The 26564-nt window shown below is 28.3% G+C and carries 22 protein-coding genes; 2 read left to right on the top strand and 20 right to left on the bottom strand.

Annotated features, from left to right (window positions below; all coding sequences use genetic code 11):
• The 6 genes from J7M87_RS09480 to J7M87_RS09455 all read right to left on the bottom strand — a co-directional run.
• Positions 1-176 (bottom strand): rubredoxin-like domain-containing protein (locus J7M87_RS09480; protein ID WP_365845131.1); only part of this gene is annotated, 176 nt, incomplete at its 3' end.
• Between the two features lie 279 nt (positions 177-455).
• Positions 456-1409, bottom strand: a complete 954-nt coding sequence (locus J7M87_RS09475; RefSeq protein ID WP_291650820.1) for an ABC transporter substrate-binding protein — start codon at positions 1407-1409, stop codon at positions 456-458.
• Positions 1410-1466: 57 nt separating this feature from the next.
• On the bottom strand, positions 1467-2222 hold the full coding sequence (locus J7M87_RS09470; protein WP_291650819.1) for an ATP-binding cassette domain-containing protein: 756 nt from the start codon (positions 2220-2222) through the stop codon (positions 1467-1469).
• A complete protein-coding gene (locus J7M87_RS09465; protein ID WP_291650818.1) occupies positions 2219-3172 on the bottom strand; it encodes an iron chelate uptake ABC transporter family permease subunit in 954 nt (317 codons plus the stop codon). Before J7M87_RS09465 ends, J7M87_RS09470 begins: the two co-directional genes overlap by 4 nt.
• Positions 3172-4107 (bottom strand): iron chelate uptake ABC transporter family permease subunit, encoded by a 936-nt coding sequence (locus J7M87_RS09460; RefSeq protein ID WP_291650817.1) that lies wholly within the window; start codon positions 4105-4107, stop codon positions 3172-3174. Before J7M87_RS09460 ends, J7M87_RS09465 begins: the two co-directional genes overlap by 1 nt.
• 206 nt (positions 4108-4313) lie before the next feature.
• Positions 4314-5105 carry a GTP pyrophosphokinase family protein gene (locus tag J7M87_RS09455; RefSeq protein ID WP_291650816.1) on the bottom strand — a complete coding sequence of 264 codons (792 nt, stop codon included), beginning with the start codon at positions 5103-5105 and terminating at the stop codon, positions 4314-4316.
• Positions 5106-5468: 363 nt separating this feature from the next.
• Here J7M87_RS09455 and J7M87_RS09450 point away from each other — a divergent pair, with 363 nt between their 5' ends.
• Positions 5469-6194 (top strand): DUF2225 domain-containing protein, encoded by a 726-nt coding sequence (locus J7M87_RS09450; protein ID WP_291650815.1) that lies wholly within the window; start codon positions 5469-5471, stop codon positions 6192-6194.
• A gap of 1 nt (position 6195) precedes the next feature.
• On the top strand, positions 6196-7170 hold the full coding sequence (locus tag J7M87_RS09445) for a methyl-accepting chemotaxis protein (RefSeq protein WP_291650814.1): 975 nt from the start codon (positions 6196-6198) through the stop codon (positions 7168-7170).
• Positions 7171-7354: 184 nt separating this feature from the next.
• Here J7M87_RS09445 and J7M87_RS09440 read toward each other — a convergent pair whose 3' ends face one another.
• From J7M87_RS09440 to J7M87_RS09375, 14 genes are all read right to left on the bottom strand, one after another.
• Entirely contained in the window at positions 7355-9826 is a 2472-nt protein-coding gene (locus J7M87_RS09440; RefSeq protein ID WP_291650813.1) for a CoA-disulfide reductase, read from the bottom strand.
• A 226-nt stretch (positions 9827-10052) separates the two neighbouring features.
• A complete protein-coding gene (locus J7M87_RS09435; RefSeq protein WP_291650821.1) occupies positions 10053-10328 on the bottom strand; it encodes a metalloregulator ArsR/SmtB family transcription factor in 276 nt (91 codons plus the stop codon).
• 111 nt (positions 10329-10439) lie between these two features.
• Positions 10440-11093 carry a Crp/Fnr family transcriptional regulator gene (locus J7M87_RS09430; protein WP_291650812.1) on the bottom strand — a complete coding sequence of 218 codons (654 nt, stop codon included), beginning with the start codon at positions 11091-11093 and terminating at the stop codon, positions 10440-10442.
• Between the two features lie 197 nt (positions 11094-11290).
• A complete protein-coding gene (locus J7M87_RS09425; RefSeq protein ID WP_291650811.1) occupies positions 11291-11524 on the bottom strand; it encodes a glutaredoxin family protein in 234 nt (77 codons plus the stop codon).
• Positions 11525-11810: 286 nt separating this feature from the next.
• Positions 11811-12134 carry a hypothetical protein gene (locus J7M87_RS09420; RefSeq protein WP_291650810.1) on the bottom strand — a complete coding sequence of 108 codons (324 nt, stop codon included), beginning with the start codon at positions 12132-12134 and terminating at the stop codon, positions 11811-11813.
• A gap of 11 nt (positions 12135-12145) precedes the next feature.
• The gene (locus J7M87_RS09415) at positions 12146-12556 is read right to left on the bottom strand and encodes a YbaN family protein (protein ID WP_291650809.1); all 411 of its coding nucleotides are present in this window, start codon (positions 12554-12556) and stop codon (positions 12146-12148) included.
• A 31-nt stretch (positions 12557-12587) separates the two neighbouring features.
• Positions 12588-12878 carry a nitrous oxide-stimulated promoter family protein gene (locus J7M87_RS09410; protein ID WP_291650808.1) on the bottom strand — a complete coding sequence of 97 codons (291 nt, stop codon included), beginning with the start codon at positions 12876-12878 and terminating at the stop codon, positions 12588-12590.
• Between the two features lie 89 nt (positions 12879-12967).
• On the bottom strand, positions 12968-14638 hold the full coding sequence (locus J7M87_RS09405) for an ABC transporter ATP-binding protein (RefSeq protein WP_291650807.1): 1671 nt from the start codon (positions 14636-14638) through the stop codon (positions 12968-12970).
• Position 14639: 1 nt separating this feature from the next.
• A complete protein-coding gene (locus J7M87_RS09400; protein ID WP_291650806.1) occupies positions 14640-16394 on the bottom strand; it encodes an ABC transporter ATP-binding protein/permease in 1755 nt (584 codons plus the stop codon).
• 126 nt (positions 16395-16520) lie between these two features.
• A complete protein-coding gene (locus J7M87_RS09395; protein ID WP_291650805.1) occupies positions 16521-16799 on the bottom strand; it encodes a DUF2325 domain-containing protein in 279 nt (92 codons plus the stop codon).
• Between the two features lie 406 nt (positions 16800-17205).
• A complete protein-coding gene (locus J7M87_RS09390) occupies positions 17206-17844 on the bottom strand; it encodes a DUF3793 family protein (RefSeq protein WP_291650804.1) in 639 nt (212 codons plus the stop codon).
• 303 nt (positions 17845-18147) lie between these two features.
• Positions 18148-20028 carry a ferrous iron transport protein B gene (gene feoB / locus J7M87_RS09385; RefSeq protein ID WP_291650803.1) on the bottom strand — a complete coding sequence of 627 codons (1881 nt, stop codon included), beginning with the start codon at positions 20026-20028 and terminating at the stop codon, positions 18148-18150.
• A gap of 12 nt (positions 20029-20040) precedes the next feature.
• A complete protein-coding gene (locus J7M87_RS09380; protein WP_097033711.1) occupies positions 20041-20262 on the bottom strand; it encodes a ferrous iron transport protein A in 222 nt (73 codons plus the stop codon).
• A gap of 230 nt (positions 20263-20492) precedes the next feature.
• On the bottom strand, positions 20493-26477 hold the full coding sequence (locus J7M87_RS09375) for an alpha-N-acetylglucosaminidase TIM-barrel domain-containing protein (RefSeq protein ID WP_291650802.1): 5985 nt from the start codon (positions 26475-26477) through the stop codon (positions 20493-20495).
• Positions 26478-26564 lie beyond the last annotated feature (87 nt).

Genomic DNA, 26564 nt, shown 5'->3' with positions numbered 1-26564 from the left:
TCCATAACTCTTGGATCTACATCTTTAGCAACTCCTACTCTATGTTCATCTGCCCAAGCTAGGTCTCCTGATTGTTCCATGAACTTATCAGCTCCTACCTTACATACTGGACATACCTCTGGTGCTGCATCCCCTTCATGAACGTATCCACATACTGTACAAACAAATTTCTTCATAATCTAAACTCCTCCTCATTTATATCTAATTTAATTTAATAAATTATTTTCTATAACTTTTATCAAATCCTTTCGATGTTATTATTATATAATAATAATTATCCGTTGTAAATAGTAAAATTTACTTTTGTGAAACTTTTAAAATAATGAATATATATTCTATTTTTTATTATAAGTATTTGTATTTAATTAATAATTTAATATATATAACTTTATTTTATAAATAAAAAGGGAATTTAACACAAGTTAAATTCCCTTTTATTCCATTTATAGATTCTATTATTTTATTCCTACTGCTGCTTCTACATCTGAAATTATAGCATCTACTGCCATTATTCCACTTCCACCAACATACCAAGCCTGTGGATTTACATATACTATATGTCCTTCTTCATAAGCTTTAGTTGTTTTTATTAATTCATTTTCTACCGCTTCTTTAACTGATGCTTGAGTTCCAGTTATAGCTCCTCTATCTAAAACAAATAAATAACCTGGATTCTTTTCTTTTAAGTATTCAAATGAAATATTTTGTCCATGATTTGATACTTCTATTTCTGTATCTGCTGGAGTAAATCCGAACTTGCTATAAACCATATCATATCTTGATCCTGCACCATAAACTGATAATGAACCTTCATTGAACATTGTCATTAAAGCTGTTGTGTTATTTTCTTTAACTTTTGCACTTACTGCTTCTAATCTCTTATTTATGCTTTCTAATTCAGCTGTAATTCCTTCTTCTTTATCAAATACTTGACCTAAGATTTTAGCATTATTTTCTGCTGAAGCAAATATATCATTATTAACTGTACCTAAGTATAATACTGGAGCAATTTTCTTTAAATCTTCATAATAAGACTCTTGTCTTCCTTCTATTATAATTAAATCTGGTTCTGCTGCATTAATTTTTTCTAAATCAAATTCTTTTAATGAACCTAAATCAACATATTTATCATCTTTGTATTTATCTAAATATGATGGTAGTGAACCTTTTGGTAGTGCTACTGGCTCAACCCCTAACTTGCTCATTATATCTAATGAACCGTAATCTAAAACTACAACATTCTTTGGATTAACAGGAACTTCTATTTCACCTTTTTGGTCTTTAACAACAACTGTTGTATTTTCTTCTTGTGCTGACTCTTCAGTTTTTTTATCGCCTGAAGTACATCCTACCACACCTACTAATAATAACATAACCATACTTAATATGATTGCAAGTCTTTTTTTCATTTAAAATCCCTCCATTTTTTGTTCTATATAAATTATATTTTTTACCAATTAATTGTTTTAGAAATAAATACATATTTTTTGATTATTTACTTCTCTAATATTGAAATTCATATCATAAAGACAACTTAAGTTATCTTCTGTTATCATTTCTGCTGTTGTAGTATGATTAACTAATTTTCCATCTTTTAGTGCAACAATATTATCTGAATAACAAGATGCAAAATTTATATCATGAATAACAATTATTATAGTTTTTCCTAAATCATTTACCATTTCTCTAAGCATCCTCATCATTTCAGCTGAATGCTTCATATCCAAATTGTTTAGAGGTTCATCTAGTAGTATATAATCTGTATCTTGAGCAATTATCATTGCTATATATGCTCTTTGTCTTTGTCCACCACTTAACTCATCAATATACTTATCTTGAATGTCAGTAAGCTTCATATAACTTAGAGCATTATCAACAAGCTTTTCATCTTCTTTTTTTAATCTCCCTTCACAATATGGAAATCTTCCAAATGATACAAGTTCTCTAATTGTTAATCTTATATTTAAATTGTTACTTTGCTTTAATATTGATAATTTTTTTGATAGCTCCTTAGAATCCCACTTTTTTATTTCCTTACCATCTATAATAACTTCTCCTGAATCAGAATCCATAAGTCTTGATATTATAGATAAAACAGTACTTTTCCCAGCACCATTTGGCCCTATGAACGAGGTTATTTTACCTTCCTCTATGTTAAAAGAAACATCTTCTAGAACTTTCTTACTTCCATAACTCTTACTAATATTTCTTACTTCTATCATAGCTTACTCTCCCTTAATAATAGATTTATAAAGTAAATTCCTCCAATAAAGTTAATTATTATACTTATAGTTGTGTTGAAGTTAAATATTCTTTCTACAAAGAATTGACCTCCAACTAAAGCAATTATGCTTATAAGTGTGCCAACTATAAGAAGAACTGAATGCTTATAAGTTTTAGTTATTTCATACGTTAAATTAACAACTATTATTCCTAAGAATGTAATAGGTCCAACTAACGCTGTTGATAATGAAACTAGTATAGCAACAATCATTAATATTTTTTTGCTAAATTTATCGTAATCAACCCCTAAGTTTATAGCTTGCTCTCTCCCTAATGACATAGCATCTAATTTATTAAAATCTTTATATAAGATAACTGCCATTATTACCAATATTACAACTGAAATGAATAATATCTTGGTATTTACTAGGCTAAATGAGGCAAATAATTTTGCTTGAAGTGCATCAAATTCATTTGGATCTATTAAAACTTGCATGAAAGATGATAAACTTCTAAATAGTGTTCCAACAACTGTTCCTACTAATAACAAGAAGAATATATTATTTTCCCCACTTTTAAGAACTACTTTAAATAGAATCATTGCTAAGACTACCATTAAGGTACCTGCTACTAAAAAGTTAATTGTTTTATTAACCATGAATATTGATGTAGATCCAAATATAAAAACCACTATAGTTTGTACTAAATTATATAAAGCATCTAAACCTATAATACTTGGCGTTATAATTCTATTATTAGTTATTGTCTGGAATAATAGGGATGCTACTGAAATTGTTCCTCCTGCTATTAATATACCTAATACTTTTGGAATTCTAAGAGACAAATTAAATCTGTAATTCTTTGCACTTAATCCCCATACTACAAACAATGTTAGAGAGATTATTGCAATTATTAGCATTATAATTATTTTTTTCTTATTATTTCTCATTATTTATTCCTCCTAAATATTAAATAAAGGAATATTACAGCTCCAATAACGCCAATTGTTAAATCTATAGGAACTTCATATGGTGCAATTATTAACCTACTTATAATGTCACAAGCTAAAACAAAGCTTGCACCTAGTAAAGCCACTATAGGCATGTTATTTTTCAGATTGTCCCCTTTCCATATAGAAACTATATTGGGTATTATTAATCCTACAAAAGGTATACTCCCTACCGTTATTACAACCAATGATGAAATTAAAGCTACTATTATAACTCCTATGTTAGTAACCTTTTTGTAATTCAATCCAAGACTTACTGACATCTCTTCTCCCATACCAGCTAAGGTAAACTTATGTACATATGTAAAAGCTATAATTACTAGTGGTATGCTTAAATATAATATTTCGTAGTTTCCCTTTAATACTGTTGAAAAACTACCTTGTAAAAACGCTCCCATGCTTTGCGTCAAATTGTACTTATATGCAAAAAAATCTGTTATCGATCCTATTACATTTCCTAGCATAATTCCTATAAGTGGAATAAAAATCACATTTTTTATTTTTATTTTCTTTAGTATCGTCATAAACATAAATGTTCCTACTAAAGAAAATATAAAAGATAAAACCATCTTTTGAAATATATTAGCCGATGTAAATATTATTATTGAAAATAAAACTCCAAGCTTTGCAGCATCAACTGTTGCAGCTGTAGTTGGTGAAATAAATTTATTGTTACTTATTTGTTGCATTATTACACCACTTATACTCATACCTATTCCAGCAACTAATATACTGATCAAACGTGGTAATCTACTTATCATAAGAACCTCTATTTCTGAAGTTCCCATATTAAATATATTTATATTTGATACTCCAACGAATATGGATATTACTGAAAGAATAATAGTAATAACCAATAAAGATTTTTTAGTCATATACTCACTCCCGTTATTTGATAATCTATATCAACTGATTCTTATTATAATTGATATAGATTATCATTATCAATATACTTTGGATAATTTATCTATATTTTTATAAAGTAATTAATAATAGACAGTTTTCATATATGTTATACTAATCTATTTTTAATATAAAAAATAAGAGTATGATTAATAAAAATCATACTCTTAGCTTAAATTCAATCTCTATATCTATTTACATCTCTTTTTATAGACACTAATAAATTATTAAGTTCATATATTTCTCCATCCTCTATTAGCTTATTTAATGAACTTTCATATCTACTTGCTTCCGCAAATTTTCCTAGTGATATAAGAGTTAATATATTATGCATAATACTTGAAATTATGTCTGATTTTATTTCAAATAGCTTTTGAGCATCCTTAATTTCATCTTTAATATCAAGCATTTGCTCATCTAACTCAAATGCTGCATCAGCCGCTTTTTTTAGTTTCTCTCTTACATTATCGGGAAGCTGTTTCTTATATTTATAATTTAATGAGTGCTCTATTGTTGCCCAGAAATTCATTGCTAAAGTCCTTATTTGAAATTCAGCTAGTATCTCTTTTTGGCCTTCTGCCATATTTACTGGATATTTAATTATAACATGATAACTTCTATATCCACTTTCCTTTACTCCCCTAACATAGTCCTTTTCATAAAGAATTTGCATATCTTTTCTTGCTCTTATTATTTCCACAACTCTATCTATATCATCTACAAATTGACACATTATTCTAATGCCAGCTATGTCTTCAATTTCATATTGAAGCCTATCTAAAGGAATTTCAAATTTATTAGCTTTTTCTAGAAGACTAGATATCTCTTTTACTCTTCCAGTAACAAACTCTATTGGAGAATATTCATTTTTCTTTCTATATTCCTTTCTAATGCTTCTAAGCTTTACCTTTAGTTCATCAACAGCCTGTTCATAAGGCATAAAAAAACTTTTCCAATCTTGAATCGCCATATCTTATCACCCTTTTCAAACTTCACCCTAAATATTATATCAAAAATATGAAATTGTGTAATTAATTTATTAAAGTATATAGGATAAAATAAAATTTTTGTTGCATATATTTAAAAATATAGCTTATTAATAACCCTTAATTACAGTAATATTTCATACCTAATTAATATATATTATTTTGATTTTATTGTGTACTCAAATAATCATATTAACTATTTTATATCATAACACTATTAATTTTGTACTTATTATCACAAAATATATATTTAAAATATTCTTTTTTCTACCTTTGTAAATGTTTTAGCTACAAATATTCTATAATATGCTATAATTAGATATATGTGAATACAGAGGTGATAACTTATGATGAACTCATTACAGAGTATGAAAGCTAAAGATTTAATAAAAAAAGACGATAATATTAATAAATCAACTAAGAACTTATTTCTTAAAGAAGTAAATTGTCCAGTTTGTAAAAATTCCTTTAGAACACCAACTGTAAAAGTTAATGCTCCTAGGATTACTTCTAGGGATTCTGACTTATTTATAAGATATTCAGTAGAAAATCCCTATTTTTATGAAGTATGGTTGTGTCCAAGCTGTGGTTATGCAGCTCTTAAAACAGACTTTAATAAAATTAGAGAATTTCAAATAAAACTTGTAAAGGAAAAAATTACACCAAAATGGGTTAACCGTGAATATGATATTCCCTTTACTGAAAAAATTGCAATTGAAAGATACAAATTAGCTTTAATTAACTCACTTGTTATTGAAAGTAAGAGTAGTACAAAAGCTATGATTTGTTTAAAAATCGCTTGGATGTATAGGTTGTTAATGGATGAGGTTAATGAAAAAAATTATATAAATCAAGCATTAATAGCCTTTAATGATACATTTATAAATGAAAATCTACCCGTGTATGGATTGGATAGATTTTCTATTATGTTCTTAATCGGTGAATTACATAGAAGAGTTGGTGAAAATACATCGGCCTTAAGATGGTTTTCAGAAGTCATTACATCTATAGGTGCACCCCAAAAAATAAAAGAAATGGCTCGAGATGGAAAAGATAAAATTAGGAGGTACTAATATGGGTTTATTTTCTAAATCAAAGAAAAAAAATGTAACAATGAATGATGTTACTAAAGAAATCTCAGATGACTTTATTTCCAGTGATATTAATGAAAAAGAAAATACAAATGAGAATTTAAAAAATGAGATGGTTATGTTAAGTGATACTAGCTCCAGTATATCTAATGCAATTCAAGATGTTAATAATTCACTATCTAACTTAACAACTGCAACTCTTACCCAAGCAGAAGAAATTAATAATGTAAGTAACATCTTAGAAAACTTTAATAACCGTATGGAGCAATTAGCTTATAACGTTACTAATGTTCAAATTGCTGTTTTGGATACTGATAAAGTTGCAGATGAAGGTTTAAATACATTCACTGATTTAGATGAATCATTGAAATCTCTACAGCATGCTTTTACAATAGTTAGTTCAACAGTAAACTCTCTTGTATCAAAACTAGAGTCAGTAAATACTATAACGGACTCTATAAGTCAAATTGCAAGCCAAACAAACCTACTTTCTCTAAATGCTGCAATAGAAGCTGCTAGAGCAGGGGAAGCTGGCAGAGGATTCTCTGTCGTTGCTGGTGAAGTAAGAAAACTAGCTGAAAACTCAAAGCAATCAGTTGAAAGTATTACTAAAATATTAGATGATATAAAATCTGATATTCTTGATACTTCTAAAGCAATGCAAGCTGGTAATTCAGCAATTGATAATCAACAAAAGACTCTTCTTAGCACTAAGAGTAGCTTTACAAACATAAAATCATCAATAGGTGATTCAATTCAAGAAATAGATAGTTGTATAGAAAATCTAACTGTAGCTTCTTCTGAAAAAGATAATGTTTTATCTATAATAGAAAGAGTTTCTACGATTTCTCAAGAGCACTCTGCATTATGCGAAGAAATTGCTGCAAATATGGATCTTCAAACTACAAGTTTAGAAAAGCTTGATGATACTATTTCGTCATTAAATAATCAACTTTAGTAACTAAAACAATCTATATTTCAATAAATAAATGGTTTAAAAGGGTCTCAAAACGCGAGACCCTTTATAAAAATAAGAAATTAACTTTTTTAAGGAAATAAAGCTTACTTGAAATTGAATAAATTTTATATTAAATAGATTTCTGAGACTACGTCTTTATTTATTCTAAAATATATTCTTTTCCTTATATAAATAAATTGACATTAGCATCATCTGCTTCACCAAGATAGTATCCAACGCCTCCATAAGTTATTCCATCTATTAACTCTTCTTTTTTAATTCCCATAACATCCATTGACATTGTACATGCTACTATTTCTACTCCATTTTTTATAGCTGCATCCATTAAATCTTCTAATGATTGAATATTTTTATTTTTCATAACTCCTCTAATCATTTTAGCGCCCATTCCACCCATGTTCATTCTTGACAATCCAAGCTTTTTACTACCTCTTGGCATCATCATTCCAAATGCTTTTTCTATTATATTTTTAGGTGTTCTTATTTTTTGAGGCTTCCTTAAAACATTTAGTCCCCAGAATGTAAAGAACATAGTTACCTTTTTACCCATTGTAGCTGCACCATTAGCAATTATAAATGACGCAATTGCCTTGTCTAGATCACCACTAAACACAACCATAGTTTGACCATTTTTACTTGGAACTGTAGTACAAGTATTAGAAATTTCAGTTCCAGATAGAATTTGATCTGAGCACTTCATAATTGTCGCTTCTATAATCCCCTTATTTTTATCTAAATTCATAAGTCTATTATTAGTTTTCTTAGTCCATGCTTCTATATCTCTGCAAAACCCTTCATCTGATACCTTTACTTTTAAAACCTCTCCATCACTCATATCATCCATAGTTGCTTTTACTTGCATTAAAGGCCCTGGACAAGATAATCCTGTTGCATTTAATTCTCTTACTTTATCAGCTGCTACTTCTTTCATTACAGAATCTCCATTTTCATTGTTATTTATATTGTTGTTCTTGCTTTCAAAAACCTTTGCTTTATAGTTCCAGTTAACATATGATTTATATCCACCATTTAAGTTTCTAACTTTAAAGCCATTAGCCTTTAATATTCTTGCTGCTATATATCCTCTTATTCCTACTGCACAATAAACTAAAATTTCTTTATCTTTATCTAGCTTATCTAAATTGCTCCTTAAATCATTAACTGATATATTTATTGAATTTTCTATTTTTCCAAGTTCTACTTCTTGCTTATCTCTTGTATCTAATAAAATTTGCTTTGATTCATCAAATTTATCTAACTCCTCTATGTTTATAACATCTACTAATCCTTCGTGTTGATTTTGAGCTATAAATCCTGCCATATTTGCTGGAGATTTTGCTGATAAGAATGGTGGTGCATATGCAAGTTCAAGTTCTGCTAAATCCTCCATTGTTCCACCAAACTTAATTGATGTTGCTATTACATCTATAAATTTATCTACACCTTCATATCCTAATGCTTGAGCTCCAAGTATTTTACCCTCAACATCATATATAACCTTTATTGTTAATGGGGTAGCATCTGGATAATATCCTGCATGACTCATTGGATGTAAATAAACCTTATTAAATTTAATTCCGTATCTATTTAGAGTTCTTTCGTTATTCCCTGTTGATGATGCAACCATATCGAATATTTTTATTATAGATGTTCCTAAAGTTCCTTTATATGCTGAATTTAAACCTGCTATATTATCAGCTATTATTCTACCTTGTTTATTTGCCGGTCCTGCTAGTGGTATAAATGCTTCATTTCCATTTACATAGTCTTTTACAACTACTGCATCTCCTGCCGCATATACTCCATCTTTATTAGTTCTCATGTGATCATCTACTATTATGTGACCTCTTTCTCCAAGTTCTATACCACTATCTCTTATAAATGTAGTATCTGGAGTTACTCCAATTGCTGAAACAACCATATCAACAGCTATTTCTTTTCCACTTTCTAGCTTAACCTTAATTAAATTATCATTTTCTTCAAATCCATTAACTTTTTCATTTAACATGATACTTATATCATTAGAATTTAACTCTTTTTCAATTAAGCTTGAAAATTCAGAATCAAAAGGTGCCATAACATGAGGTGCTGCTTCTACTAATGTTACTTCAATACCTCTTTCTCTCAAGTTCTCTGCCATTTCTATTCCGATAAATCCACCACCAATAACAACAGCTGATTTAGTATCTTTAGCATCTACAAAAGCTTTTACTTTATCTGTATCTGGGACATTTCTAACTGTAAATATTTTTTTACTATCTATCCCTGGTAAGTTAGGTCTTATTGGTTTTGCTCCTGGTGATAAAACTAAATAATCATAACTTTCTTCATATTCTTCATTATTAATTGTTTTTACTTTTACCTTTTTATCTTCTGTATTGATTTGTATAACTTCACTATTAATTCTTACATCTATATTAAATCTATCCTTCATTTTTTCTGGTGTTTGAAGAAGTAATGCATCTCTTTCTTTTATTACTTCACCAACATAATAAGGAAGCCCACAATTTGCAAAAGAAATATATTCACCTTTTTCAAACATTATTATCTCTATATTTTCATCTAATCTTCTAAGTCTAGCTGCTGCAGATGCTCCACCTGCAACTCCTCCAACTATTAAAACTTTTTTATTCATTAAAAATCCTCCTAAATTAGTAATATTCTTTATTTCTAAAAATCTTTACATCTATACTTATATAATATTCATTTAATCAGTTATTGTTATATTATAATATTACGATATTTATTTTAAATTTAAAGAACAGCTAGTTTATAGCTGCTCTAAATTAACAACCTTTAATATTAATAAATTTAAATTACTTATAATTTAAAACTAATATAATATCATTTAAATATTATTCTTATATAAGAGCTCTTATAATTTTTTCTGCTCTTTCATCTACTACTTCGTATACTATTTCAAGTCCGTTTCTTTCACCTTTAATTATTCCAACACTTTTTAACTTTTGGAGATGTTGAGAAATTGTAGATTGAGGCATTCCTAAACAACTATGCATATTAGTTACATTACAAGAACCTTTTTCTAAAAGATTTTTTACTATACACAGTCTAACTGGATGAGCTAAAACTTTTAAAAATTCTGCTATATCCTCGTATTGTTTATAATTACTGTCCAAGATATCACCTCTTCTCATTTTAATATTAACTCCATATCATTGTTATTTATCTGTCAATAATATTACTATATTCAAATTTTAAGATATTGTTACCTAAATGTCAATACTAATTTAAAAAATCCAATTTTTTATTCTTATTTTTCCTCTTCCAAGTTCTAATATTTCTCTTTTTTCTAATGATTTTAAACTTCTGCTTACAACTTCTCTTGAAGACCCTATATCTGCTGCAATTTTTTCATGAGTTGTATAAATTATCTTTCCGCCATTATTATCATTCATTTTCTCTTTAAAATAATTTATAAGCCTATTTTCTATACTATCAAAAGTAACTTTTTCTAAGCCTTCTACTACAGTTTCAAACTTGTCGTATAAATTTTTAAATATATATTTTAGAAAGCTACTATTATCTAATAGATGTCTCTTAAAAAAATCCATTGGTAATAAAGCAATTACTGCATTTTCCTCTACCTCTGAAAATGAAGTTTCTTCCGATTCCGTTAAAGCACATAATATTGTATTAAAACAATTATCACCTTTACCTAGCCTATATAAAGTTATTTCTTTTCCATCATCACCAATTTTGTAAATCCTTATTCTACCACCTAATATAAACGAAAATCCTATACAACTTTGTTTATTATTAAACATACTTTGTCCAACTTCATAATTATTTACAATAACTCTTTTAAAAAATTCTTCTAATACCTCTTCGCTTAAATCACTTAAAAATGGATAATTTTCTATGATTTCTTTTCTTAACTCCATACCTCTTACCTCATAAAATTCTTAAAAATAAAAAAATCCTTATATCTTAACTAACTTACTCAATCATTTTACTTACTTTAAACCCACTAGTTCAAATCCACTCAAACACTAAAAGATGAAAAGCAAAAAAAGTAAAACTATTTATATTTTAGCTTTACTTTTTTTCTTTATCAATAATTTGTATAATTATTTAATAATTAAAGTCCTAATAAATTATCTATTCTATTCTTATCAAAACCAACTACTATTTTTCCATCTATATCTAAAACCGGAACTCCCATTTGTCCACTTTTATTTACCATTTCCATAGCTGCTGCTCTATTTAATCCTACGTTAACTTCTTCATAGTTTATATTATTACTTTTTAAATAATTTTTTACCTTTGTACACCACGGACAAGTGTTAGTTGTATAAACCCTTATATTATTCATTTTTATTTCCTCCAATAATGATTATTTATTCTATGATATAAGTATATTCTTATTTCTTAATTTTGACTGTAACAAAGTCACAAAACTAATTTTTATATAATCAAAAAACATACTTTATAGATATAAAAGTATGTTTTTAAAAGTATAGCTTTTTCTAAAATTAAAGCTATGCATATATAGCTATCCAAATATAGACCTTTAAAATCTAATATTTAAATATATTTAAATTTTCATAACTACTAAACTTATTTTGATACTAAAAATTTGAGTAATATATTATTTAAGATTATTTTAAAATAGATACAACTGTAAATAAGTAAACAAAGAATCCTATTGTACAAATAAGATGAGGCTTCTTATATATCTTAGGCCTTTTAGTTGAAAAGTATCCTGTTATTCCAATAGCAATCATTATTCCAGTAAAGCCAATATATTTTATAAAATCGCCTTGTCCTATTTTCTGTATTAATGCGATACACATTGCTAATACAGATATAGAGCCAAGGCAAATATGAGCCTTTATAAAATTCATCTTCTTTACCTTAAATATCTTAGGCACATAATAAAATAATAGTGATAACATAAAAAGTGATGATGATATTCTCTCCATGATTCCTCCAATTAATTTTCTTGTGTCAATTTTCTTGTTGCTTTCTCTTCTTTAGTTATTGTTTTTATTCTAAAAATGAAATAATAGAACTTACATAGTATAAGTACTACAATTACACCTTTCATAAATAAGCTATCTATTAATATTAATGGAAATGCTAACATAAAATCTGCAAAAGCCAAAATACATATTTTTTCTTTTAATGTCATAGCTTTTTCTTTTACAAATGATTCCAAATGTTTTTTATATAACTTTGTTCCCATAAACCAATCATTAAACCTATCTGAGCCTTTTGCAAAGCAATATGATGCTAATAATAAGAATGGAGTTGTTGGAAGTATTGGAAATACTACCCCTATAGCTCCCAATACAACTGAAATTAGTCCTACTGTTATATAAATATATTTTTTTATTGACTTCATAATAATTTCTCCTCTATTATTACTATTTATGTTAATAAGTCATATGTCTAATTAACTCTATTGGATTATATATAATTAGTCTTGGTCCAGAAAATCTCATGACCTTTTTAATTTTTTCTTTCATATCCTTTTTATAACAATGTATTGGACACTTACCACAAGTACTTTTTTCTTCTCCAAATTTACAGTAAGTAAGTCTTTTCAAAGCATATTCAAGTAATTCATTGCACTCATCACATAATTCTTTTTTCTTATGCCTCTTTTTACAATATATTTTTATCATAAGCTCTATTGTTCTTTTTTCTCTTTCAATCCTAGTCATCTTTCCCCCATGAACTTAATAATCATTATCAATGTATTCTTTAAATTAAGAGGACTTTTACATCCTCTTAAAATTTAAATTATCTTACTTTAACTTATCTTAATTTGCTTATTTTCTAATTTATATACCTTATCACAAATAGCTGTTGTGGATTTTCTGTGAGAAATTAATATAATAGTTTTATCTTGACAATTTTCATTTATAGCCTTTAATATCTCCCCTTCATTTAAAGCATCTAAATTACTAGTTGGCTCGTCTAATATTAATACATCACTATCTTTTATGAAAGCCCTTGCTAATCCAATTCTTTGTCTTTCTCCTGAAGATAAATTTCCTCCAAGCTCTGAAACCTTGGTATCATATCCTTTCGGAAGACTTAATATAAAGTCATGAATAGAAGCTTTCTTTGCTGCTTCTATTATGTCTGATTCAGAAGCATCTTTATTTCCAATTTTTATATTTTCTCTGATTGATTCATTAAATAAGTATGTTTCTTGGCTAACTAATGTTTGAGAGCTTCTTAGTGATTCTGTATTAATATTTTTTATATCTATATTATCTAATTTTATATCTCCGCTATTAACATCCCAAAATCTCATTATTAATTTTATAAATGTACTTTTACCAATTCCACTTTCTCCTATCAATGCAATCTTATCTCCCTTTTTTATATTTAAAGATGCATTATTAAATATACTTTCTTTTCTATTTGGATATGAAAAACTTACATTTTTATATTCAATGTCTTTTCCTTGTATATCATTTTCTCCCTTTACCTCTTCTACTTGAGGCTTTTCATCTAAAAGATCGAAGATTCTTTCTGCACAAGCAAAAGTTTGAAGTAATGTATTTGATAAATTACTTAAAGCAACAACTGGTCCAAATGATGAAGCTATTATTACTATTGAAACTATAGCTGTTGTAAAGCTTATACTTCCTGATAAATATTCACTTGTCCCAAGTATTACAAAAGTTAATATAGCAATCATAATTGTAATATCTGTCGTTGCTCTAATGATTCCTTCATGCTCTTTTATTTTATCTAAGCTCTTATTAAGCTTAATTGAATTTTCATTTATCTTATTTAATCTTTCTTGTCCATTTTTAAATAATAATACTTCTTTTAAACCCCTTAATGAATCTAAAACATAATTATTACTTTCACCAAATATATTTCTATAATTTACTCCAGCTTCTTTTGCAAAGCTTGATGAAGCATATGGTATTAGAAAGCCAACTATTAAAAAGAATATAATAGCTAGTACACCAAATACTGGTCTTATATTAAATAAAATTATTGATATAATTGAGTTTGTAATTATAGCAATTGAAATTGGTGCAATTGTATGAGCATAAAATACTTCTAGTAATTCTATATCAGAAGTTATTAATGCAATTAAGTTTCCTTTTTCTTTCCCTTCTAGCTTTGCTGGTGCTAGCTTTCTTAGTACAGTAAATATTTTATCTCTTAATATATACAGTATTTTAAAGGCAATATAATGTCCTGATAGTTGTTCTCCATATCTTAAGAATCCTCTTAGAAGTGCAGCAATAGCCATTACTATCATTGCTCCTTTAAAACTTATAAAAGTTATATCTCCTATATATGCACCTAATGCAACAGCTCCAAAAGAAGCTATAGAAATAGCCGCTAGGAAACCTAAAACACCCATAAATATAGTAATTAACATTATAGGAGCTAATGGCTTTAACTCAACTATTAATCTTTTCATTATTTGGAAGCCTGATCTTCTTTTCATTTTAACAAACCTCCCTAATTTCTTCTAATTCATTTTGTTTTTCAACCATGCTATGATAATATCCATTAAGATCCATTAACTCTTTATGGGTTCCTTCTTCGCATAATGTTCCTTTATTCATAACATATATATTTTTAGCGCCTCTTACATTTGCTAATCTATGTGATATTACTAATATAGTTTTTTCTGTTGAAAGCTCATATATTGACTCCCAAATAGCTTCTTCACTTTCTACATCTATGTTAGAAGTTGCTTCATCAAATATTATCATCTTTCTATCTGCAAGAATTGCTCTTGCAAGTGCTAATCTTTGTTTTTGTCCACCTGATAAAGCATTTCCGCCTTCGCCTACATTTGTGTTTAATCCATCCTTTAAGCGATCTACAAAACTATCTAACCTCGCAAGCTTTAATGCATTTCTTATTTCTTCATCAGTTGCATATTTCTTTCCTATAAGTAAATTATCTAAAATAGTTCCATTAAATATATAACTATTAGTTGATATTAAAGCTATATTTTCATAAACAGTATCTAAATCAATCTTTTCTATATTAGTTGTATTAAGTAATACTTCCCCTTTATTAACTTTATAGTTATTTAAAATGATAGATGCTATTGTACTTTTACCTGAACCACTTTCCCCTACAATTGCAACCATTCCTTTTGGTGTTATCTTCATATTTATGTCTTTAAGAACTTCTCTTTCTCCATCATAACTAAAACTAACATTATTTAATTCAACTGTAATATCGCTAGTTATTTCTTTAATATTAGTGTCTATGTCTTTTTCTCTTTCTTTAGCATCTAGTATTCCAAAAATTCTATCAGATGCTGCCATACCATTCATTGCTATATGGAAATATGAACCTAGAAGTCTTAATGGTATAAAGAACTCTGAAGATAATAAAATAATTATAAGTAAGCTTCCAGGAGCAATCTCCCCTCTACTAAATTGAATTAATGCAACTATTGTACCAGCTGCTGCTCCACCAAAGGCGACTAAATCCATTATTGTAATGGAGTTTAGCTGCATGCTTAAAACCTTCATTGTTATCTTTCTAAACTTTTCTGCTTCTGTATTCATTTTTTGATGTCTTTCTTCATCGATATTAAAAACTTTTAAAGTTGTTAATCCTTGAAGATTTTCTAAGAATGTTCCCCCTAAATCTGAATAGCTCTTCCAGTAATCTTTCAATATTCTCTTTGCAATTTTCATTATTGCAATTATAGATACTGGGATAAGTGGAACACAAAGAATAAATACTAAAGCTGCTTTAAATGATATAAAACTCATAAATACAAATAATGTTACTGGTACTAATAATGAATAGAAAAATTGTGATAAGTACTTACCAAAATATATTTCTAACTGCTCTACACCTTCTACCATAACTTGAACTATGGATGATGTACTTTCTACATTGCTATACCCATTTCCAAGCTTTAATAGCTTTTTATAAACAAGTTCTCTTAAAGTCATTCTTGCTTTTGATGAAGCTAGATTTGAAAACTTAGCATATAAAATATTACAGATAAATCTTATACATAATAGTAAAATTATTATTGCTCCAGATATGAAAATAGATTTATCTGATATGCTAGTTATTTCGCCAGAATAGATATTATTTACGAACTGTCCTATAAGTAGTATTATTATAATATTGCATATAATAGCAAGCCAATTCACAAATATTGTGAGCCCAATATACTTTTTAGAATCACTACAAAGGTTTATAAGCCTTTTATTGATCATCATATTATAAATCCCCCGTTTCATTGATATTAAATTTCATTTGATAAATATAATACAAAATTATACTTTAAATGATATTCATTTTCAATAATATATCATATTTTTATTATTAATTTTTTATGAACAACGTTATATTATATTTTTTATAATTTCCTCTAAAGAATTGATAGTACTATTATGATTATTAATTATTCTAATATTTTTTCTTTCAGCTTCCTTTTTTGCCTTTATAGCCATCTTATGTGAAACTATATTTGTAAATAATATTATTACATCTGGACTACCTATCTTATCATTTAACCCTGCTTTCATTTGAGTAAATATTTTAGCCTTACATTTATATTTTTTACATACATCTAAATAACCTCTACTCATTCTATCATGACCACCAATTACAACTATACTCATTTAAGATACCCTCTTTCTTTTCAATTGTTTATAATGCGAATATAAGGCTACGATAACTAGATATGTTCCATAAGCTAAATAGCTGTGCAAAGAAGTGCTCGCTATATGCTTATTCCACCGTCTATTTATCTTCGCCAACTTATATTTTGCCACTTAAATTTATTAAATAAAGAATTAGCCTCATTAATGATATGTATTAAATTGGAGATTTTATTATAATGAGAAACTACAATTCTTATTTAAGATATCTAAGATGGCGTTAAGAATTTTTATTGTTTGAGCGCAGTGAGTTATAAAAATTTAGTCATATTAGATATCTTAAATTTAGAATTGTATTCGATATTATATAAAAATCGGAAAGTTAATACATATCATTAAGTTTAATTCTCAATTTATAAAATTTTGCTTATATGCAAAACTTAATCTTATCGTAATTGCTAAAAATTATATTGTTTACTATCGAATCAATGGATTCTCCTTCTACAATTTTATCCATTGTTTTTTCTCTTACATCATCATATATATTGAATATTTCTAATGCTTTTTCATAATTGCTATAAACTTTCCAATATCCACATCCTAGACAATTTTTATAACTACATTCCATAAAGCTTTTTACATCACTAATTGGAATTCCTAAAAATATACCAAGCTCATGTGGACATTTGAATTCTTCATACCTTTCCTTTAAATATTCAACATAGTAGGAAATATCATTATTAACTTCATATCCAAGTTTTCTTAAAAACTCTATATTTTCATCTTTAAATATATGTCTTTTTAGAATATCATTATTATAAATTAATATTATTAAGGCATTGTCATCTTCTCTTAAATTAATAAAGTTTAAATTTATAGATTCTAAAAAATCTACTCCATATTCAATCCAGTTTTCATATACTTTTTTTAATTTTTTATTAATAGTCACAGTTACTGAAGGCTTAACTCCTGCTATAACTAAAGAACTGTTATATAGTAAAAACTTCTTTATAGATTCTCTATCCTCCATATTAAATAAATCTTTATAAAATTCAACTTTCTCCATGCATAACACCACCTATTCCAAATACTTTGTTTCAATTAATATTGATATTCATTATCAATTAAATGTTATAATATTATATTACCTTTGTCAATATTTACTTAATATATATGTTTCAATTATAATCTGCCTAATTTTTATAATAGAATAATAATTAGTTATTATTCTTATTTAAAAAGTATAGTAAAATCGAAATATATATTATATTGTAATGCCTTATTTATATTTTTAGGAATTTAGATTAGAATTATACATAAAAAAATAGGTTATACTTTTTTCATTTGTATAACCTATTTAACTTATCTGTTATTCTGCTAAATGCGCTGTTTTTCCTACTGTTTCTTTATTGAAATACTTAACTAACATCCCAATTCCTAAAATTACTATTGCTAGGAATATTAAAAATTGTATAGTATAGCTTAGTGTTACTCCACTGGTTACTAAAGTAGCTACAAATTTAAATAAATATGCAACTATCCATGCTAAAACAAATTGATATACTACTGATAAAAACATCATCTTATTTCCATATTCTTTTCTCATAACACCTATAACTGCAAAGCATGGTGTATATAATGAAACAAATATTAAAAATGTTAATGCTGTTATAGTAGTAAACATCATTGGTAAGATAACTGCTAAATCACCATATACTATTTCCATAGTCCCTATTATGACCTCTTTAGCTGCAAGTCCAGTTAATATTGATACTCCAGCTTCCCATGTTCCAAAACCTAACGGTTCAAATATTGGAGCAACAAAACCACCAAGAGTAGCAAAGAAACTTGTGCTTATTTCATCTGTAAATCCATTCATATTAAAATAAGTTAAGAACCATACAACTATTGATACTGCAAAAATTAATGTACCAGCTCTAACTATAAATCCTTTTGATTTATCCCATGCATTTAATATAATGCTTTTTAAACTTGGAAGTTTATATTCAGGTAATTCTAAGATAAATGGTTGCTCGTCCTTTTTGAATAATGTGTTTTTAAATAGTAATCCAACTAAAATTGCTACAACTATTCCTAAAAGATAAATCCCCATTACAACTAACTCTTGATTACTACTAAAGAATATAGATGCAAATAGTGCATATACTGGTAATCGTGCTCCACAAGATACTAATGGAGCTAGTAATGCAGTCATTTTTCTATCCTTTTCACTTTCTAATGTTCTAGTTGCCATAATAGCTGGTGCCGAACATCCAAATCCCATTATTATTGGAATAAATGCCTTTCCTGATAAACCTATTTTTCTCATTATTTTATCCATAAGAAATGCAACTCTCGACATATATCCACTATCTTCTAGGAATGATATTCCAAGAAAAAGTGCAAATACTATTGGAAAGAATACTATTACTCCACCAACTCCCGCTACAATACCATCAACTATTAATGATTGAAACCATCCAGAAGAATTTCCAACTAGGCCCTCTACAAAAGGTGTAAAAGTATCAGCAACAAAAGCATCTAATCCATCTGCTAAAGGTTGTCCAAACCAACTGAAAGTAAATTTAAAAATTATAAATAGTGCCAATAAAAACATTGGATATGCAAGTACTGGATTAAGTACTATTTTATCGATTTTTTCCCCTATGTACTTTGAATTACCTTTTTCTTTTGAACTTTTATTAATAATTTTATCTATATAAGTATATGTCTCTTTTTCTGTTTTAAAATTCATATTATAACTTGGAATAATTTCTTTAGATTCGACTATTGTCTTTTCTATATTATCTAGACCTTCTTTTGTCTTTGCAGATATAGGTAGTATAGTAACGCCTAATTCTTTAGCTAATTTATTATGATCAATATTAATTCCCCTCTTTTTTGCTATATCAATCATATTTAGAAGAACTACTATAGGCTTATTGAATTGCATTAATTGAGTTGTAAGATATAAATTTCTTTCTAAATTTGTTGAGTCTACTACGTTAATTATAACATCGACATCTTCATACTCTAAAAAAGCTCTTGCTATTTTTTCCTCATTAGAATAGGTATCCATAGCATATATACCTGGTAAATCAACTAACTTCATATCTTTATTTATAAATCCATATTTTTTATCGATAGTTACTCCAGGCCAGTTACCTACATATTGTTTTGATCCTGTTAAAGCATTAAATACTGTAGTTTTTCCTGTGTTTGGATTACCTACTAATGCTACATTTATCATTTCCCCATCTCCTTAAACATTTAAATATATATTTTTTGCATCATTCTTTCTAATAGCTAAGTCAAATCCCCTAAAAGATATTAATATTGGATCTCCAAGTGGTGCAATTAACTTAATCTTTACTTGTGTCCCCTTTACACAACCTAAAGCTTTTAACCTCTTCGCTAGCCTTGGATCCCCTACTATATCCCTAACTGTACCAGTTTGACCTACTTTCATGTTGTAAATAGTCATGCAATCTCCCCCTTACATTATTTTCTATATTTATAATTATAATCAATTGATATTGAATGTCAATAACTCTTGACCCATTATATCAATTATTTATAAAATTTTGTTAGTTTTTTAACATATAATAGTATTTTTATATAAATATCTAGTAAGCCACTCTAATTAAATGTAATTTTTTAATAAAAAAATCTACATCCTAGTTATCACTAAGATGTAGATAAATTTACTTTATATTAATCTTCTTTTTTCTTTTTTAAGAATAGTCCACCAGCTGCTGCAACCGCACTACCTAAAACTAAGGTTACTATAGGTGAAGCACCTCCTGTTTGTGGTAAATTACTATTTTCGTTATTGTTGTTACCGCTGTTATTGCTTCCATTATTGATTGAACCATTATTGTTTCCACTGTTATTACTTCCGCTATTGTTGCTTCCACCGTTATTATTTCCGCCATTATTATCTTGATTAATCTTAACAAGATTTTTTATAGCATTATTAATTCTTGCAGTAGCTGCATCAACCTCACTTTGAGTAACCTCTTTTTTATTTATAAGTTTTTTAGCTTCTTTAATAGCTTCTTCTAACACAGAATAACTATTCTTTGTATAATCCTTTTTATTTAAGGCTTCAGCTTTATCTATAGTATCTTGAAGCTCAGATTTTGAAACTGATTCGAATTCTTTAATGCTATCATTTGATTTTCTAATACTATTCTTTAACACATTAGTTACTTCTGAAATTTGCTCTGCTGTTGCATTTTCATTTTCAATAACAATATTAGCATTTTTAATTGCATCTTCTAACTCTTCTTTTAAATCTTTTAAGCTATTATATCCTTGAAATTTCTTAACTAAAGTATTTGCATCATTAACTAAATTCTTTAATTCAGTTTTATCTGGAAGAATTGCTTCTAATAGCTTAGCTTGTGCATCTAATAAAGATTTAACTGCATTATTTACTGATGATTGACTAGCATTTGCATCATCAAAAATAGCCTTAGCACTATTAATTTCATTTATAAATACTTCGATTGCTGAGGAATAATATTTTCCTTCTGCATTATTAACAACTTCTTCAGCATCTGATATTGCATTAGCTAATGATTCCTTATTAACTTCTATAACTTTTGCTTCAAAATCCTTTACAGCTTTTTTTAGTGATTCTGTAATAGAATTTACTTCTTCCACAGTTTTAGCTATTTCATAATCTGCTTTTAACTTTATAATACTTGCTTTTAAGACATCAATATCTGATTGTAAATACTGTCCGTTTCCTTCACCAGCAACTGCATTATTTACTCGATCTTCTGCTATAGATAACTCTACCTTATATTTATTATGAGCATCTAATTCTGCATAGCCTTCCTCAATTAATATTCTTAACTTAGCTTCAGCTTCATTTAATTGTCCTTGAGTTACAGACTTAGTTTCATAAACTCCATTTGCTTCTGCTATTCCTGCTTCTAATTTAGCTATTCTATCATCTATTATAGCTTTACTTTCTAATTTCTCATCTGTATTTAAAGTATCTTTTAAAGCATTTAATACTATATTAGCATCGCTAACTGCTGTTAATAGAGGTCTTCTATTAATTGTAACAACTTGTGAATAGAAACTATTTAACGCAGTCTTAAGTTTAGCTATTTCTTGATCTACTTCTATAGAATTAATTCCTTTGGTTGAAGCAGCCTTTGCATCATTTATTGCTAATAATAATGCATCTTTAGCTTCTTGTGGATATTGTCCTGAAAGCTCTCCAACAATAGCACTATTATAAGTTTTTTCTAATTCACCTATATAAGTTAATAGCTTACCTGTTGTATCTGCCTTATAAGCTTTAAACTCACTTATAATAAATGACTCATTAATAAACTTAACTTTCACTGCATTTGTAGTAACTGGATTCTTTAATGCAGTTAATAATTTTTCTGAGGCATTAGTGTTAGCGCTCTTATCTAAGAAGCTTATCCACTCATTTTCATCTTCCATACTTCTATACTCAACTGTGTATTTTAATCCACCATCTGCTTTACCTATTGTTTCAATTGTGTTAATATCCACTATCTTACCAAAGTCTATAACATATTCTTTAGCGTCTTCTGCTTCTATTGCAATTCCACTTGTTTCATTTCCATCTACTAATGCTGCTCCTGTATCTGGATTTACTATTGCATTTAAAGCTACATTTTCTGGCTTTGAGTAAGCCTTAACTTCTGCTATGGCTGGCCATGCTAAATAAGCATTTCCTTGTCCATTATTACCAGTTATTTTAACATCTATAGATTTAATATTCTTTCCTACAGGTATTGTGTATTTACGATCTATGACTGTATCATTTTCTCTCATATCTAATACTGTATGAACTACATCATTTGAGTCAATTACATCAACATAGAATTGGAATGGTAGCCCTTCCTTTTCAAAGGTTAACTCAATATTTTCAACGAAATACGAGTTAATTAAATCAATTTGAGCATTTGCTGGTATTACTCCACCATTTGATATCCATAATGTATCCTCTTTTCCATCTGTTATATTTGAAAGAGGTTTTCCGCTTTGTGCTTCACTTCCTGTTACAGGTTTGTCTAAAGCTACATTTACTGCTTCAACTACAACTTCTTTTTCTCTTAAAGCCTTAATTTCAGCTAAAGCTGCCCATGCCCCCGGAAAGTCACCAGCACCACTTTTACCTGTTAATATATATTTAATACCTTTTATTTCCCTTCCTACAGGAATTTGATATCTTCTTTCAAGTGCATTAACTTCTGATTTTTTGTCCAGAATAGTTGTTTCAGTTCCGTCCACTTCAATTGCTCTCACTTCAAATTGGAATGGTAATTTTGCTTTTTCGAAAACAAGCTCTACTAAATCAACCATTTCATTCTTTTCTAAATCTACAGTTATCTCAGCACCTATTCCTTCACTTGTTGCAGACCAGAATGTATTATCGTCTCCATCTGTTATATTTGATGCTGGTCTATCTGTACCTACATTTTTTACATCTACTGCTTTATTAAGAGCAATATTATCGTATTCTACTTTTTGTTCTGCACTTTCATATACCATTAATTCTCTCATTTCTGGCACTAGAGTTGAATCTGTACTATTAAAAGTAAATCTAACAGCATTAGCAGTTCCTTTGTAATCTATTGATATGGTTCCTGTAATAGTACCATCAATAGTTTCTGCAACAGTACTCCAATTATCTCCGTTTCTAACTTCTACTTTATAAGTTATTGGGAATCCACCTGCTGCTTGATTTGGAGCAAAAGCTATCCCGTTAAGATTCTTTTCCTCTTCTAAATCTATTGTCATTGTAACAGGCCATTTAGCTTCTGATGCCATCCACGCACTTCCTGTAGTTCCATCAGTTAAATTAGATGCCGGGAATCCTGAAGCTGTTTCAACGCCTTCTATTATTACGTTTTTACCTAGTGCAATATTAGCCTTCTCTACTGCACTTGATCCACCTTCTAAGAATGCTTCCATATTAGTTACAGAGAATTTATCCATAGCTTCTTTTGCAAGAGCTCCTAAATCTTCTCCTGAACCTGTTGTTGCATATTTATTATTTTCAGTAGTTTTTTCATTAGCCCACTTATATTCAACTTTATGCCAATTTATATTTTGAGTAGGTTTTCCTTCTAATTCATTTGTTACGTTATTAACCCACATTTCCCATCTCTTATAATATAAATCATTAGTTAAACCAGCCCATTGTCTATTTGAATAATCCTTTAAAGAACCATTTTTATAATCCCCCCATGTAGTTATTAAGGCTCTTGCATTGAATTCAAATAAATCCATAGTCCAATCATCTGCACCTTCAAGCATAGTTCTAGCCTGCTCTATCCATGTTCCTACTAAGAATTCTGGACTAGTAGATAAAACATTTTCTTGAAGCTTTATTAACTCTAGGAAATGAGTAGAAATCTTTTTGAAGTTATTTATGTCTCCGTTATCATAAGCAGCAACCATTTCTTTATGATATTCTTGTGCGGAGTTCGCTAAAACTTGCTTTGTTACATCTAGGAAATCATATATAAATGCTTCACTACCTTTTAAATCCTCATATGCATTTATAAATAGTTCTAAAGCTTTTTCTAACTCTGCCTTATCATAAGGTATTTTACTATGTCCCCATGTTGAAGCACTATTGATTTGCTTATCTGGTCTTGCATTTATTACTGATTCTGCTGCTCCTTGATAGTAATCATTTGTCTTTTTATATGCAGTTTCTAATAATATTCTCCATGCTTCTTGAATATCAGCATTTTCCTTACCATATCTTCTTTCAATATAATCCATAGTCCATTGTCTAAAATCTATAGCATCTCTTGTCCAAATCATATCTCCAATTAACTCATAAACTATTGGACTATTATTTATTGCTTCTGGAGTAATACCTATCCCCTTCATGTTTTCTGAATTTGCATAGGCACTTGGGATATTATTCGCTAATATTTCCGGCTGCCCATCTAATCCCATTCTTCCACCAAAGTTATGAAGCATATTCCATACCCAAGGTAAATCTTGGTTGTCAAACCTTTGCCAGTCTGGATTTAAGTCTGAATTAAGATCTAATATTAATGAGTGCTCTTTATTAAGACCTGAAAGCTTTGCATTATCCGGATTTCCTTGCCAGTGCTGAATTACCCATATTGCATCTTCGTCATGCTCTAACATTTTATTTTGAACTGTTGAATAAATTGTGCCATTATCTAATCCTCCAGTATTTCCACCTTCATGAAATGGATCAACAGCATAGTAATCGCTTACTTCACCAAAAACTTCTTTTTGTGCTTCATAAAATGCATCTGCAACTTTTGCAAAGTAATCCTCTTCGCCTTCTGCCACATAGGTTCTAAGCATGTCAGGTCTATCGAAACCACACCACTCACCTTGTTTAATAACTTGAGCATCTGGATTTTTCTCAGTAAAATCTAAAGGAACACCACCTGAATATCCTTGAAGTACTGGTGTTATACCTAGAGTTTGCATTCTATCATGCATTTTTCTTCCAAGCTCTGTTCTATCTTCAAACCAACTATTTGGTAATGGTCCTCCAAAGCTTGTCATGTTTTGCATATAGAACCATGCAAAATAACCTGGACCTGATATATATTCTTTTATTTCTTCATCTGAATATCCAAATTTATTTAAAGTTCTTCTTAAAACTTCCTCTTGTCCAACAATATCTAAAATTAAGTTGTATCCATTCATTGCTGACCAATCTAAAAATGCTTCATACTCATTCCAATCCCAAAATGCCATTGTATATGAATAAGTACAAAAGTTTAAAGAATATCTTTGTTCATATGGTGTATCTATCACAACCTTTTCTCCAACACTAGGTAAAACTTCTGGCATATTTAAATTTGATCCCATTATAGGGTTGTACATAACCTTTGCATAATTTTTTAAATAATAATTGAATCCTGATGCAAGTGATACACCATCATTTCCTCTAACTACTACCTTTCCATCAGCCCCATCCTCAACTTCAAAAACATCTGTTCCTGATGAAGTTTGGCTTATTAACTCAAATTGGAACTTATCTTTGTATTCATCTCCAATAACTCTTCCTACCATATCATGCATTTCTTTTATTGTCTTTTGAGATGCATAATCTTGATTATTTTCAAATTTATTATATTCTTCTGCCCATTTTGTTTCACTAAAGTTCTCTACACTTATAGCTTTTTCTTCTGGCTTTACATCTGAAACTTTTTCACCATATAGTTCAACTTCAGCTATATTTGAATCATTATTCTCTGAACTGAATGTTACATCTATTCTTATCTTAGATGCCTTAACATTATTTAAATTATATAAATCACCTTCAACTGTTGCCTTTTCTTCGTTATCTTTATATGCAACTTTTGTATAATTTTCTCCATCAGTTGTCACATAAATATTATAATTATAATATCCATTGGTTTTATTAACTAACTTAATTCCTGATAAATCATATGTTCCATCTAAATCTAATTCTACCCATCTATAATGATTTGATGATTCCCAATAAGTATTTGGATCACCATCAACAGCAAGCTCTACATCATGGCCAGAAGTATTGCTTTTCGCTGATATCTTTATATTATCAGCACTTATTTTATTACCTACAGAAGCTTGTACTTCAAATGGTATAGAAGTAAGCATACTTGAAGTAATGGTTATAGCTAGGGCTTTAGCTATATGCTTTTTAACGTTTTTCATTAATAATTTCCTCCTTAAGGGTTTAAATTATTTTTTAAACGAATATACAAATCTTAAAGTAATAAAAAAAAAGCTAAAAAGAGAGTC

The sequence above is a fragment of the Clostridium sp. genome (assembly GCF_017888565.1).
Taxonomy (GTDB): Bacteria; Bacillota; Clostridia; order Clostridiales; family Clostridiaceae; genus Clostridium.
Note: the sequence above shows the minus strand (reverse complement) of the source record. Positions and strands in the feature narration are given on the sequence as shown.